General features: G+C 59.3%; 14 protein-coding genes and 1 tRNA gene. 5 read left to right on the top strand and 10 right to left on the bottom strand.

What is annotated here, in order from left to right:
- Positions 1-137 precede the first annotated feature (137 nt).
- From BPNPMPFG_RS27625 to BPNPMPFG_RS27605, 5 genes are all read left to right on the top strand, one after another.
- Positions 138-1,127, top strand: a complete 990-nt coding sequence (locus BPNPMPFG_RS27625; protein ID WP_258596949.1) for a glycosyltransferase family 2 protein — start codon at positions 138-140, stop codon at positions 1,125-1,127.
- A complete protein-coding gene (locus tag BPNPMPFG_RS27620; protein WP_258591750.1) occupies positions 1,120-1,821 on the top strand; it encodes a class I SAM-dependent methyltransferase in 702 nt (233 codons plus the stop codon). The genes BPNPMPFG_RS27625 and BPNPMPFG_RS27620 overlap by 8 nt, the downstream gene beginning before the upstream one ends.
- A gap of 37 nt (positions 1,822-1,858) precedes the next feature.
- A complete protein-coding gene (locus BPNPMPFG_RS27615) occupies positions 1,859-2,272 on the top strand; it encodes a GtrA family protein (RefSeq protein ID WP_258591749.1) in 414 nt (137 codons plus the stop codon).
- 38 nt (positions 2,273-2,310) lie between these two features.
- Entirely contained in the window at positions 2,311-3,792 is a 1,482-nt protein-coding gene (locus BPNPMPFG_RS27610) for a hypothetical protein (protein WP_258591748.1), read from the top strand.
- A 63-nt stretch (positions 3,793-3,855) separates the two neighbouring features.
- Positions 3,856-3,929 (top strand) — tRNA-Gly (locus BPNPMPFG_RS27605).
- Between the two features lie 116 nt (positions 3,930-4,045).
- Here BPNPMPFG_RS27605 and BPNPMPFG_RS27600 read toward each other — a convergent pair.
- The 10 genes from BPNPMPFG_RS27600 to BPNPMPFG_RS27555 form a co-directional block, all read right to left on the bottom strand.
- Positions 4,046-5,113: a helix-turn-helix domain-containing protein gene (locus BPNPMPFG_RS27600; protein ID WP_258591747.1), complete on the bottom strand. Its 1,068-nt coding sequence runs from the start codon at positions 5,111-5,113 to the stop codon at positions 4,046-4,048.
- 5 nt (positions 5,114-5,118) lie between these two features.
- Complete coding sequence (locus tag BPNPMPFG_RS27595) at positions 5,119-5,766, bottom strand: hypothetical protein (protein ID WP_258591746.1); 648 nt, start codon at positions 5,764-5,766, stop codon at positions 5,119-5,121.
- Between the two features lie 84 nt (positions 5,767-5,850).
- Positions 5,851-6,876, bottom strand: coding sequence for a tyrosine-type recombinase/integrase (locus tag BPNPMPFG_RS27590; protein WP_258591745.1), 1,026 nt, complete (start codon positions 6,874-6,876; stop codon positions 5,851-5,853).
- Positions 6,863-7,171 carry a helix-turn-helix transcriptional regulator gene (locus BPNPMPFG_RS27585; protein ID WP_258591744.1) on the bottom strand — a complete coding sequence of 103 codons (309 nt, stop codon included), beginning with the start codon at positions 7,169-7,171 and terminating at the stop codon, positions 6,863-6,865. The genes BPNPMPFG_RS27590 and BPNPMPFG_RS27585 overlap by 14 nt, the downstream gene beginning before the upstream one ends.
- A 224-nt stretch (positions 7,172-7,395) precedes the next feature.
- Positions 7,396-8,994, bottom strand: coding sequence for an acyl-CoA synthetase (locus BPNPMPFG_RS27580; protein WP_258591743.1), 1,599 nt, complete (start codon positions 8,992-8,994; stop codon positions 7,396-7,398).
- On the bottom strand, positions 8,991-10,160 hold the full coding sequence (locus BPNPMPFG_RS27575; RefSeq protein ID WP_258591742.1) for an acetyl-CoA acetyltransferase: 1,170 nt from the start codon (positions 10,158-10,160) through the stop codon (positions 8,991-8,993). The genes BPNPMPFG_RS27580 and BPNPMPFG_RS27575 overlap by 4 nt, the downstream gene beginning before the upstream one ends.
- An 80-nt stretch (positions 10,161-10,240) precedes the next feature.
- A complete protein-coding gene (locus BPNPMPFG_RS27570) occupies positions 10,241-11,605 on the bottom strand; it encodes an aminotransferase family protein (protein WP_258591741.1) in 1,365 nt (454 codons plus the stop codon).
- A gap of 38 nt (positions 11,606-11,643) precedes the next feature.
- A complete protein-coding gene (locus BPNPMPFG_RS27565) occupies positions 11,644-12,453 on the bottom strand; it encodes a TetR/AcrR family transcriptional regulator (protein WP_258591740.1) in 810 nt (269 codons plus the stop codon).
- A gap of 11 nt (positions 12,454-12,464) precedes the next feature.
- On the bottom strand, positions 12,465-13,316 hold the full coding sequence (locus BPNPMPFG_RS27560) for an ABC transporter ATP-binding protein (RefSeq protein WP_258591739.1): 852 nt from the start codon (positions 13,314-13,316) through the stop codon (positions 12,465-12,467).
- On the bottom strand, positions 13,297-14,247 hold the full coding sequence (locus tag BPNPMPFG_RS27555; protein WP_258591738.1) for an ABC transporter permease: 951 nt from the start codon (positions 14,245-14,247) through the stop codon (positions 13,297-13,299). The genes BPNPMPFG_RS27560 and BPNPMPFG_RS27555 overlap by 20 nt, the downstream gene beginning before the upstream one ends.
- Positions 14,248-14,256: the final 9 nt, after the last annotated feature.

The raw sequence follows: 14,256 nt of genomic DNA, 5'->3' as shown, positions 1-14,256 counted from the left end.
AGAAAAGCGGACGGCCAGTAGCCGCGGTCGATCCCGCCGGCTTATCTGTTTTCTAACCAATTGCCGCTATTGCCATTCGAATAGCGGGAGCAAGGCTTTTGGTGGAGACGGAAAAAAACACCGCGCGACGCGCCGTCATGCTGTCGGTGGTCGTGCCATGCTACAACGAGTTGGCCGGGATGGCCGAGCTTCATCGGCGGATAACGGCCGCTTGCCTCGAGCAAGGCCCTTCCTACGAGATCGTCCTTGTCATCGATGGCGCGACGGACGGCACGCGTGAGGCCATTTTCCAGTTGGCCGAAAAGGACGACCATGTCGTCGCCATCGACCTTGCCCGCAACTACGGCCACCAGATCGCGTTGAGCGCGGGGCTCGAATTCTGTCGCGGCCAGCGCATTCTCATTCTCGATGCCGACCTGCAGGATCCGCCCGAGCTGCTCGGCGCGATGATGGCGAAGATGAATGAAGGCTTCGATGTCGTTTATGGCCAGAGGCTGAGCCGCGACGGCGAAAGCTGGTTCAAGCTCGCCTCCGCCTCGATGTTCTATCGCTTGCTGCGCCGCATGGTCGACGTCGAGATCGCGCCGAATACCGGCGATTTCCGGCTGATGAGCCGCCGCGCGCTCGACCATCTGAACGCGATGCCCGAACGTTACAGGTTCATTCGCGGCATGGTGAGCTGGATCGGTCTGAAACAGGTGGCGTTCCCCTATGAACGGCACCGGCGCTTTGCCGGCACCACCCACTATCCCCTGAAGAAGATGGTTCTTCTGGCGGTCGACGCGATGACCAGCTTTTCCATCGCGCCCTTGCGGTTCGCCTCGCTGCTTGGAATGCTGTTCGGGCTTCTGGGGCTGGTCGTACTCGGCTACACCCTGCTCGAATGGTCCAAGGGAAACGTCATGCCCGGCTGGACCAGCCTTGCCGCGATCATGCTGATCCTGGGCAGCGTCCAGCTCATGGTGCTTGGCATTTTCGGCGAGTATCTCGGGCGCATGTACATGGAGACGAAGCGGCGGCCGCTGTACTTCGTCAACGAGATCGTTTCGCGCAGCCAGGCAGCCGAGGACAAGGAATTGCCCGTCCATCGCCTGCAGGAGATGGCAAAGAGGGCCGCACGTGCTTGAGGCGGAGTTCGACCAGTTTGCGCGAGAATACCAGCAGCAGCATGCCGCGAGCATAAGACTGAGCGGCGAGGCGCCGGAGTTCTTCCACAAGTACAAGATCGACGACGTCGCGGCGGCGCTGCGGCGGGCTGGCGTGAAACCGCGACGGATACTCGACTTCGGCGCCGGCGTCGGCAATTCGCTCGGCCATATGCGCAACGCGTTTCCCGACAGCGAGATCACCATGCTCGATCCTTCGCGGGAATCGCTCGACATCGCCGGCAAGCGCTTTCCCGGCCAAGCCGCATTCACGCATTTCGATGGCAAGACAATTCCCTTTGCCGACGGCAGCTTCGACCTGGCCTTCGCGGCTTGCGTCTTCCACCACATTCCCGAGGACCTCCAGATCGGATTGCTCGCTGAGATCGGCAGGGTGCTGGCCGATGGCGGCAGCTTCTTTGTCTTCGAACACAATCCGTGGAACCCGCTGACCACGCACGCGGTGAGAAATTGCGCCTTCGACGAAAACGCGGTTTTGATAAACTCACGCGAGATGCGCAGGCGCATGGTCGCGGCGGGCCTTGCCAATACCCGGATCATCTACCGGATTTTCTTTCCTCGGCTGCTTGCGAGGCTGAGGCCGGTCGAGCGTTTCCTCACCAAGGTCCCTGTCGGAGCCCAATATTTTGCGCATGCGGTCAAACCTGCCGTTTGACTATCCGCGGATGCTGCGATTTGGCGCCGTCGGTCTGTTGAACACGGCGCTGGGATACGCGGTCATTCTGGCTGCGCTGGCACTCGGTCTTGGCGATATCGTTTCCAATGCCACGGGCTATGCCGCCGGCCTTGGCCTCGGCTTCTTCCTCAACCGCCAATGGACCTTCACCAGAGCCGACGGCTTCCGGTCCGGAATCGCGCTGCGCTATGGGGGCGTCTTTCTGGTCGCTTACAGCATCAATCTGGCAGTCGTGATCGCCGCCCGTTCAACCGGCATCATCGAAAGCCCGCTGGTCCATCTCGCGGGAATCTGCGCCTACTCGGTTGTCTTCTACCTCGGTTCGGCACACTTCGTGTTTGTGGGACGTAGAGGTCACGGAGACGACAGCGCCGACCCGAACATTCTCGTGAGCGATGGGCATCGGCGGGCGTCGTGTCGAACGCCTTGAACCAAACTGTCATCGGAAGCGATCAGGGGCAGCGCACCATGAACGACGCTCAAGCCAGCGTGGAGGCGGCAACGCTGGACGAGCGGACGCGGCTGATATTCTGCCTGTTCACGGCCTGTATCATGGCGGCGGTGCTGGCTGCCTTTGCCGGTTCCGTCCTGCAGGATCCCGACAGTTGGTGGCAGGTAAAGGTCGGACTGGATTTCCTGGCAAACCGGACATTTCCTACGGTCGACCCCTATTCCTATACGTTTGCCGGACAGCCATGGATTGCCAAGGAATGGCTGGGGCAGGTTCTGCTGGCTTTGGCCTACCGGGCAGGAGGTTGGAACGGCGTGGCCACGCTGATCATCGTCACGATAGCCCTGACGGTTTTCCTGCTGGGGTGGTTTCTCAGCACATGGCTGAAGCCGATCCTGGCGATTGCGCTGGCCTTCGTCGCCACGGCCCTGATCAGCCCGATCTATACAGGGCGTCCACATATCTTCACCTTCCCGATCATCGTCATCTGGACGGCGATGCTCTTTCGTGCGGCAAGGGAAGAACGGGCACCACCCTGGTGGCTGCTTGTGCTGGTTGTGTTGTGGGCGAACCTGCACGCCACCTTCACCTTGAGCTTCATCATCGCGGCTTTCGCCGGCCTCGATCTGTTGGCGCGCACGGGCTTCTCGAAACCAGCCCTCCTGGCGAAATGGGTCGCATTCGGTCTGCTTTGCCCGCTGGTCAGCCTGATCCACCCCTATGGCGTCCAGGCCATCCTGGCGACCTTCGCCGTGGCCTATGGCAATGAGGCGGTGCCGCTGATCACGGAATGGCGAGCGTTCAATGCGCAGGATTACCCTGTCCAGGAAGTTGCGATGCTGCTGGCGCTGTTCGGGCTGCTGGTGTCAGGGTTGCGAATTGGCTGGGCCAAGGCGTTGTTCATCGTCTTCACCTTGCATGTCTATCTCGCCCATGTGCGTTTCATGTATCTGTTCTTCCTCCTGGTTCCGATCGTGATCGCGATGGAGGTCGCACAGCAATATCCCTCGCTTTCGGCCACCGCGTGGCTGGCTGAAAAGCGCGACGGACTGGAGAAATTCTTCGCCAGGCGGTTTTACGCGATCTGCGGTGCGGCAGCTGTTTTGCTGGTCGGCGCGGTGGCCGTGCTCGGCAGCACCTATCAGGTCACGCCGAGCCCGAAGACGTCGGCCAGCGGAGCGCTGGCATTCGCCCAAAGCCAGCATCTGTCCGGCAACGTGCTGAATTCCTACGATTTCGGCGGCACGCTGATTTTCCACGGGATCAAGACCTATATCGACGGACGGACGGACCAGCTGTTCCTGGGCGGTTTCACAAAAACCGATGACGAGACGACACACAGCGACGGCAAGCCGCTCCTCGAAGCCCAGCTGAAGAAATATGGGGTAGGCTGGGCGCTGCTGACGGCCGGCGACTACCGCATTCCCTTCTTCGACCAACTGGGCTGGAAGCGGGCCTATGCGGACGACTACGCCGTGATCTACCTGCCCGGCGCCTGATCCGGCGCGCCTGCCGCTTTGGCGATTGCCCGAAGCCGGGCCATCATGGTAACGAGGGCACGCGCGGGTATGATGTAATGGTAGCCTGTCAGCTTCCCAAGCTGAACGCGCGGGTTCGATTCCCGCTACCCGCTCCAGTTTGTAAAACAAGGGCTTACGCCTGATGTTGAGGGCCTTGAAAGCCGGCGGTTTTACGGGCAGTTTTACAGCCTATGTTCTTGATACGGACCTTCTTCCCAAGGCGGTCGGGCGATCATTTGACTGCGCGAATGGTCTGCGACCCGGCTTGAGAAGGCGGTGTGGGATCGGAAGCTAGTCCAAAAATCAGATTTTCTAGCTCGGGCTCCGGAAGATGAAGCGCCTTCGCTATCTTCGAGCGCGTCGAGCCGCGACGCCACAGGTCCTGGAGAACCATCTGCCAGATTGACGAGCGTTCCGCGGCTATGCCGTTAGGCTCCGAATTTCGATATCGTTGATTGAGTTGAATACAGAAAGTTCTGTTCTGCCACTCTGTGATGATTCCCATTTTGTGCAGGCGGTAGCATAGAGCCGCGGCGGAAACGCCCCAACGAGTTTTGGCGGATATGATCTGTGACAGGCTGCCGACATACGGGATTTGGGATTTAATATCTGCACTAGGCATAAGAAACGAACTTGCGAATTCATTCGCTTCCATCTCGGCCGAGCGCTGATTTGGCCCTCCATGCTTATGCAGAACCAGGTGGCCAAGTTCATGCGCCGCGTCAAAACGACTTCTTTCCGCAGTCTTGAATGTATTGAGGAATATAAAAGGCTCTCCGTTTCTCCATACGGAAAAAGCGTCCACGTTCTTGGTGTTCTCCGCGAGGGAGAAGACACGGATTCCCTTGCTTTCAATGAATTTTATCATATGGCCAATCGGCTTTTCGCCAATAGCCCAATATTGTCGAAGCGTCCGCGCAGCCGCCGTCGGATTCCTTTCCTGGCTTAGGTCAAGCAGATCAGGCTCGGGGAGCCGATACTCGGAATTCAGCCAGTCTGCTACTTCGAACGCCAATGCGCCAGCTGCCAGCGCAGCATCCCGCTCTCTGGCCGTCATGGTCGTGAGGCTTCTGAAACTGGCGGCTTCGACATCGATTTCGTCGGCAGTGTCTTTCTCAAAAAACTCTGCGGGGAAAGAAAGGGCTTTTACCAACTTGGAAATTGTGTCTTCGTCCGGCACTTGCTTCCCGTTGACGATACGGGAAAGCGTCACTGGAGCGACGCCTGATCGCTCCGCAAGGATCTTTGCGGTAATCCGGCGACGCTTACGTGCCAGCTCAAGCCTGCCAACGTCGAACATTGCAACTACCTTCGGGAAATCACAGGCTCGACATTCACCGGACCATCATCGTCACTGCGGCGAGAATCGAAGCCGCCCCAGTCGCCACCGCGGATAATGAAAATCCGCTCCAGAAAACCATAAAAATTACCGTCCTTGACCGACGCAGGCAAAGACAGCTCTGCACGAACGTCGTCGCCTTCGAATGATGCGCAGAGATACCACATCGCGCTCTTAAGGCCCTTGACCAGCGCCGGATCGACTACCTCCGGCAGTGCGTCGCTGTCGGGAAACAGCAAGCCCTGCGCGTCGCCAATGATTTTCGCGGACCCTGACTTTTTGCCTGAAATCGCGCGCGGCGAACGCTGGGCGCAGGCAAGGTCAACGTTCTGGTAGGCGATCTTCATGCCGGTGTTCGGGTTGAAGACGGACTCGACGTTGCGGTCGCGGTTGATCAGAAACTCCTTCGAGGTGAACAACCACCGCAGATGCCGCGTCCCGGCGATGTATGCCAACAGGCCAGGCGCATTCACGGGGTCTACATCAACCGAGCTGGAACGCTCGGCCAAGGTGTTGCGAATGACGTCGATAAGGTCGTCGCGAGTGACGCCGAAGTCGGCTGCGAGCCGAGCGTCGATTTCCCAATCTTCGGAGTAAATGCGTGCTGCAAGCATCTGTGCGAATCCTGCGCGATAATTTTTCGGACCTCAGATGTGGAAGAAAAAATTATCGTGGTCAATCCCGATTTGGATTTCAGACTACTTTTTCAGGCGCGTCTCGTTCAGTTTCCGGATCCGCTCCTTGATTGCAGCCTGCCGGCCAACGTAGCGGCGGATAATGCGTGCAACATGCTCCTCGTCCCAGGCCATCAACTCCGCAATCTCACGCTCGGTCAGGCTGGCGATGTAGAACTTGGTTGCAGCTGTGCCCCTGAGATCGTGGAAGTGAAGGTCATCGCCTTTCGGCCATGCGATCTTCTTGGCGTCGGAGAATGAACTAGCCAAACCGTTGACAGTCCACGGGCGCTTCTTGCTGTTGGTCAGGATGACCGGTGAGCGCTTCGGTATCTGTCCGAGGACGTCGCGCAGTTCCTGGTAGAGCGGGATGATGGCCTCGCGCTGGTGTCTGCTTTTGCCAGTCGTGATGATTATGGCGTCCTCGCCGATATGGGACCAAGACAAGCGGATGAGATCGCCGACGCGAAGGCCGGTATGTGCAGCCAGGTCGACGGCGTGGCAAATCTCGGCCGAGCACGTCTTCTTCAGATGCGCGATGTCGCTGTCTGTCCAGATGATTTCCGACCGTGAGCCGCTGTAAAGCTGTTTGATTCCTTCGCAAGGGTTCGAGGATATCTTGCCAAGCGGGTCGACTGCATATGAGAGCAGGCGCGAGAGCACCTGCATGCCATAGTCGGCTGACCTGGGCGTCTCGGCATATGCCGCTCGCCACCGCCGAATGACCGGCCTGATCTTGTCCGGCCGATCGAACTGGGCGATGCGCAGCTCCCCGAAATGGCCAGCGATCCGGTCGAGCCAGGGACCCCAGTTACGTCGCGTCGACTCGGCAAGCTTTCTGTAGTCGGCGCTCGCCTTGTATTGCGTGACCAACGATCGAAAGCGGTTGTTGTCAGGGGTCGCGCGGCTGGCAATCGCCTCGTTGTAGGAGGCTAGGAAGTCCGGTGCGCCTGGATCACCGGCAAGGCGCGGACCACCGCGCCAAGCATACCAATAGACCCTACTCTTGGCCGTGACCCGGTGTAGGCCCTTCAATTCAAGCGTGACCATAATGCTTCGCCTCGAACGCTGCCAGTTCGCCGTCAAGATGATCCTCGTCGCTGACCGGAGAACGTGCCGCAATCGTCTCGATGCCCGACAGCGCGTCAACGGCACGATCGAGTGTCTGGACATCCCAAACCTTCCGACCGAGAAGTTCGAACGGCCTTGGAAAGATGCCGTTGCTGACGAGCTTGTCAAAATGGATCGGACTGACACCTACATAGGATGCTGCTTCCCTTCGGCTACAGCCGCGGCGGGCTTCGAACGGCAAAGCGTGTATCAGCCCACAGTTGATCATCGTCATGGCAGAATGCTCCTTCTGCTTGACGTTATAGCGCTGTCGTCACCGAGAAGCCGAAGTCCTCAAAAAAAACTTGAACCGCAGAAAGCGCGCGACGCGTAGCGCTGAGAGAGAGGATTGAACTCTGGATGAGATCAACAAAATCAACGACTTAGACAGAGTTTTGTAACGTTGTGACGGGCAGTCAAATGAACGTATCGCAGACGGAATCCGGCGCCATCAGAGAGTCAATCCGTTCGGCCGACTAGAACCTCTTTGATTTTCGTCTTAGCCACCTTCCCATAACCGGATTTTGGCAGGTCGCTCCAGAACAGATACCGCTTCGGCAGCTTGTAGCGGGCGATCTTGTCAATCAACCAGGAATCTATGTCCAATGTTGCGACCTCAGTGCCAGGCGCTGCAACACAAACAGCAACCCCGACTTCGCCCCAGATTGGATCGGGAACCCCCAACACGGCCACTTCGCTGATGCCGGGATGTGCAAGGATTTTCTCCTCGATCTCTCGCGGATAGATGTTAGATCCCCCGGAAATATACATGTCCGATGCCCGACCAGTTATATAGAGGAAGCCCTCCGAATCTAGGTGACCCATGTCACCCGTGCAGAACCAGCCGTCTCTGAACGCTTTCAGGTTCGCTTCTGGATTGTTGAAATATCCAGGAAAAACGGCAGGCCCGATAACGCAAATTTCTCCTGTCTCGCCGAGTGAGAGCTCTTCGCCCTCAGGTGACTTGATGGCAACCTGCATCCCTGTTCGCTCAAAGCCGCAAGTGCCGATCCTCGCATCCGCGCCATCACCCAGTCGATGATGGTTGGGCGGGAGGACGGTAATGTTGCCCGTCACTTCGCCGAGCCCGAAATATTGGACCAGAACAGGCCCGAGCTTTGTCAGGGCCTGCTCTTGGTCCGTGCGATACATCGGGGCTCCGGCGTAGATGACATAGCGAAGCGATGTGTGGTCATACCGATCCACAGATGGATGCTCGACGAGCAGTTTGAGGATTGTCGGGACGGTGAAGATGTTGGTGATGCCCCACTTTTCGACCAGAGCCCATGCCGCTTCGATGTCGAAGCGATCTGTCGCCAGCAGCACTGTCTTGGCGCCTCGCGCCACCTGTGTCAGCTGGTGAACGCCTGCGCCGTGAGACAGTGGTGCTACCACGAGCGATGCGTCGTCAGCAGTCGTCCCCGGCATGAGATCGCAAAGATGGTTGGTGATGACGAACGCCATCTGGCCGTGCGTTAGCACGGCCGCCTTTGGCCGGCCTGTCGTGCCTGACGTAAATAGGAACCAGCAGGGGTGGTCTCGTTCAACTGCTGCCGTTTCGACCTGCCTGCCGTCGAGCTGAGAAACGATCGTGTCGTAGTCCGCACCGAAGGTCGCTTCGCCGATGGATATGAAGAAGCGCAGAGGCGCGGAGGAGGCCGCACAAGCGGTCTGATGATGCGCAAACATATTGCCGCAGATCATCCCCACGGCGCCGCTTGCCTCTGCCTGGTAAGCTACTTCTTCCGGTGTTTGCCGGAAATTGGTGGGAACCCATACCGCACCGATGCGGAAGCAGGCGAACATCGACTCGAACATCTGGTTGCAGTTTTGCGACTGCACGAGAACGCGATCGCCTTTTTTAACCCCGTAAGTTTCAGCAAGGGCGCATGACATCGCATCGATCCGCCGATCAATCTCCCGCCATGTCCAGCACTTGTCTCCCCAGACAAATGCAATTCTTTCGGGAAATCGGCGAGCCGCCTGGGTGACGAACCGCGACAGGTTCATCACGCGCTTGGACACCGGTTCGATTGAACGCTCAGTCGCCCCGTTCATCGTGATCGCTCCAGGATTGAAACGTAGTTGGTGACGGCGGCGCCGCCCATGTTGAAGACACCGGCAAGGCTCGCATTCCGAACCTGCATTCCGCCGGCCTCGTTCATGAGTTGTTGTGCCGCCATCACATGCATCGAGACGCCGGTCGCGCCGAGCGGATGGCCTCTCGCCTTTAGGCCGCCGGATGGATTCACCGGCAGCCGGCCCGAACGTTCCGCGACCCCTTCGCGCACGATGCGAAAACCTTGGCCGGGCAACGCCAGGCCCATCGCCTCGTATTCGATCAGTTCGGCAATGGTGAAACAGTCGTGTGTCTCGACAAGATCGAGATCATCTATGATCAACATCGAGGAGTTGAGCGCCGTTGCCCAAGCCCGCCTCGCACCATCAAAGGCGATCGGATCGCGCCGGCTTAGCGCCATGACGTCATTGGCATGGCTTCTGCTGCGAAATGCGATCGCACGAGACATGTGGGCCGCTGTCTCCTCGTCCGCTATGACGATGGCTACAGCCCCATCTGACACCAGGGAACAATCAGTTCGCCGCAGAGGGGAGGCGACATAGGGGTTGCGCTCCGATACCGTGTTGCAGAAGTCAAAACCCAGATCTTTGCGCATATGCGCAACCGGATTGGCGATACCATTGCGATGGTTCTTCGCGGCGATCATCGCCAGTTCCTCGGATCTGTCGCCATGGCGCTGAAAATAGTTCTGCGCGATGCGCCCGAATACGCCCGCAAAACCACCTTCCACGTCCGCCTCTTCCTTGCGATAGCAGCCAGACATCAGGACATCGCCAACCTCGCTGGAAGGCAGGGCAGTCATCTTTTCGGCGCCGATCACCAAAGCGATGCGTCCGCGACCGGCCTCGACGAAATCGAGGGCACCAAAAAGAGCAGCTGAACCCGTCGCACAGGCGTTTTCGAAGCGCACCGCAGGGGTTGCGGCAAGTCCATGATGACTCATGCCGACCAGCGCGGCCTGAAAATCCTGACGCGAAAAGCCGTTGTTGTAGACGCCAACGAAGATGCCATCGACGTCGGCGGGTCCGACGCCGGCATGGTCGAGCGCCGGACCAACGACCTCCGCCATCAACGTTTCGGTGTCTGGGGCGGCGGATTTGCCGAAATTGGTGTGAGCCCAACCGACGATTTGCGCTTTGGCCATACCTGTTCCTTTCGGCGCTCGAAGGGTGCCGTCCAATCAGCCAGTTCTTTTGATTGCGGCAAGCACTGCCGCCACTTCGCTCAGGCGCTCGCGCGCAGTTCCGGCTCCGCCGAAATCTCCGTCTCGAAAGCGCGAATGCCGGCCGTGAACGACTCCATCAGTTCCTCGATTTCAGCTTCGTTGATAGTCAGAGGAGGACAGACCATCAGCCATTCTCCAAACGAACCGCCGGCGGTGCGCCGGGAGAACAGCAGCAGTCCATGGTCGCGGCAGATCATTCCTATCCGCTCGCTCGCCCGCATCTCTGCCGGGAACGGTTCCTTGGTGACCTGGTCCGCGACGATCTCGACGGCCATGTGCAGTCCAAGCCCACGGATGTCGCCGATGATGCCGGTCTTGCCTTTGATGTCCTCCAAACGTGCCCGGATGAGCCTACCCAGGGCCTGCGCCCGCTCCATCAGACCGTCTTCCTCGACAACCCTCAGAACCATGTCGGATGCAGCGCAACTGACGGGATTGGCTGAGTAGGTATGGCCGTGCTTGAAGCCGCCCGAAAGGCGGACGTCGTGGACCATATCGGCTGACGCCAAGACTACACCAAGTGGCGCATAGGAGCCGCTGACACCTTTTGCGAGCGTGACGATATCGGGCCGGCAATCCGGCCAATGATGGCCGGCGAGAAACTTGCCCGTCCTGCCAGCGCCGCTCATGATCTCGTCGTAGATCAGCATGACGCCATAACGGTCGCAAATCTCGCGGATGCGGGTGGAATAGCTGTCCGGGGAAACCAGGGCTCCGGTCGATACGCCGCCGACCGGTTCGATCATGAAGGCGAGGATGGTTTCGGGGCCTTCCCTGAGGATCGTTTCTTCCAGCTGCCGCACACAGCGGTCGACGATATCCTGTTCACTCACGCCGGCCGGGCGCCGATACATCAGCGGCGCGTCAATCTTTGGCATGTCGACAAACATCGGCCTGTAGGCTGCCGCATAGTCGGGGTCGCCGGTGATGCCCAGAAGCGCCGTTGTCGCACCATGATAGGAAGGGATGCGGCTGATGATTTTGAATCGTGAAGCTTGACCCCGCGCCACCGCCACCTGACGGGCGAATTTGATCGCCGCCTCATTGGCCTCCGAACCGCCGGAGACAAAGAAGGCGGCGCCATAGTTCCAGTTGCTCAAGCGCTCGAGCCTGGCGGCCAGCCGCTCGTTGGGGTCGTTGTCCCATCTCATGCTGTGCGCGTAGATGATGCGCCCCATCTGGTCACGCATAGCTTCCAGGACCCTGGGATGGGCATGCCCGACATTGACTGAAATGGCACCGGACGATCCATCCAGCAGACGGCGACCGGTGCTGTCCCAGATATAAACGCCTTCACCGCGGACGACCTTGGGAAATTCCTTCGTGCCTTCGGGCGTGATGAAATGCTGATAGCGCAGTGTCATGAGTATCCTCGCACTGTTGCCTGCGGGGGCGGGTCTTTTCAGGACCGCTTGGCAGGGTAAGAGAAACCATTGAGGGGGGAGTTCGCCGTCAGCAGCTTCGGGTCGGGATCAGAGCCGAACAGCATCCGATGGCGCGTGAAGGCCAGGAGTTCCGCCACGTGCTCGTCATTGCGCGGATCGTCGGGGAACGCCGCGCCAAAAATCTCGTCGACATAGATGCGGGTCATGATCTCGTCGGCGAACGCACTCGTTGCGTGCCCAATAAACCGGTCGAACGCTGCGGGAACAGGCTGCTTCGCATGATCCCTGGCGATGGCCGAAAGTATTTCCGCCCACTGCGCTGTCAGCCTCAGCCAGACCGCGTTGGCTTCCGCGTCCTGTCGCTTCATCTGGAACAATGATCGAAAGAACATCCGCCGGCGGCGGAACGCTCCAACGATTTCGATGAATGTCGCCTTCATCTGGGAGAAGAGGTCGACAAATTCGTCGCCTTCGGGAATTGCCGGCGCAATGTCGACCGCGGCGAACTCCGAAAAGACGTCAAGCACCAGGTCACGTATGCTGTCGAAATGCAGGTAGAACGTCCCTGCGGCGACCTTTGCCTTGCCGGTGATCGAGTTGATTGTGAGGCTGGCAAGGTCGCTTTCCGTCAAGCAATCGAATGCCGCCCGCTTCAGTTTTGCTCGTGTCCGCGCGCTCTTGCCTTCGCCACCCGCGCCCTTGATTTGCGCATTCAGGGCGGCGACGTAGCGATCACCCAATGCCAGATGCGCTCCGGCGGAGCCTGCCTGGCCCCGGCCTGACGGGGTTCCAGCCGGCGAGGCGTTTGGCGCGTTCTGATCCGTCATCTCGTCCCCCATCAGGAAGCCGCCGCGAGAAGCGTGCGGTCAGGCAGCGCCTCCCCGACCAGTCTCTCGAATTGGCGGGCAAGCTCGGCCAGGTCGAGCGCCGCTTTTTTCTCGCCCGACAGATCCATCACCACCTTGCCGCGATGCATCATCAGCACTCGATCAGTGTGGCTGAGCGCATGACCAAGATCATGCGTGACCATGACCGTCGTGATGTCTTGTGCGCGCACGATCTCCTCGGTTACGTCCGCAACGACCTTCGCGCGCTTAGGATCAAGCGCCGACACGTGCTCATCCAGCAGCAGAACGCGCGGATTGCGGACCGCCGCCATCGCCATCGCCACTGCCTGGCGCTGTCCTCCGGACAGAGTGCCTGTCGATTCACCGAGCCGATCTTCCAGCCCCATGCCAAATCGCTGAAGCGCGCTTCTCGCCGCCAACCGCACCGCGTCGCGATCATAGCGGCGAAGACGGAAAGCACGCTCCCTTCCCATCGTCGCTAACGCGAAATTCTCCTCGATACTGAGAGACGACAGCACGTTGTGCTCGGGATTCTGGCGAACGAGAGCGATCTTGGAAGCCCTCTGCCACGAGGGCTTCTCGCTCATGTCCTCGTCGTCAATGTGCAGGGATCCCTCATCAAGGAGCAATGTCCCCATGAGGATTGAAAGCAGGGTGGACTTTCCAGCGCCGTTCGAGCCGATCAGCGCAACGTAGGAACCGCGTGCGATATCAAGGGTCAAATCATCCAACGCGATGAAGACTTCCTTCTTGCCAAGACCCGCAAAGCGCTTCGTCGCGTGGCGAAGCCGGATAGCTACTGGGGGGCTGGCGTTGCGTCGCTCAGAGAAGGGTGGTGACACGATCGTTCTCCAAGAATTGCACATGTTTGCGCCGGCGGGCCCGCCAGCCTTCGAACCCGGAAATCGTGAGCGTGCCCTTTCCGTGGATGCGGGCTGCGATGAAGGCGAACACCAGCAGTGCGGTGATCAACCGAACGGAGTTTGGCGGAATACCCATTCTGAGGCTGAGCGCCACGATACAGCGATAAATGATCACGCCGATGATAACAGAGGTCACCCCAACGGCGACTTTGTCGGAACGAATGACGCTGGTCCCGATCGTCAATGCGGCCAGGCCGACCACGATTACGCCGCCCTGGATAGAGACATCCATAAAACCCTGGCTCTGCGCCACCAGCGCCCCCGATGCAGCCGCGAGCGAGTTGGCCAGCATGAGGCCAAGAACCTGATGCATCTCCGTCCGTATGCCCAGACTTCGCGCGGTCTGTATGTTCAGCCCGCTTGCGCGTGTCGCGAGGCCGTATCCGGTATGCAGGAGCCAGACCAGGAACGTCGCGAAGATCAGGGTCACACCGCCTGCCACAAGGATCGAAGCCGACTGGTTACGCAGGCCGAGATTCTCGGCCCAAGTGAACAACGTATCCACCCGGACGAGTGAGACATTGCCTGTGCCCATCACCGCGATGCTGACGGACCACGCCGCGGTGGTCATCAGAATGCCCGCAAGCAGAACGTTCATCTGAAGGATCACGTGCAGCAAGGCTGTCACAAGTCCGGCAAGCGCGCCGGCACACATGCCGAGCAACAGCGAACTGACCGGATCTACCCCCATGAGAAGGCTGCTCGCCGCGGCCGCACCACCAAGGCCGAACGAGCCTTCAAGTGTGAGATCCGGCAGGCTGAGCACGTTGATCGCGAGGTAAATACCCAGCGCCAACGGTCCATAGAGGAGCCCAATCTGGGCCCCGATCACGAGCACATCCATCAGCATCGAAATCCG

The organism is Mesorhizobium sp. AR07, assembly GCF_024746815.1.
Lineage (GTDB): Bacteria > Pseudomonadota > Alphaproteobacteria > Rhizobiales > Rhizobiaceae > Mesorhizobium.
Note: the sequence above shows the minus strand (reverse complement) of the source record. Positions and strands in the feature narration are given on the sequence as shown.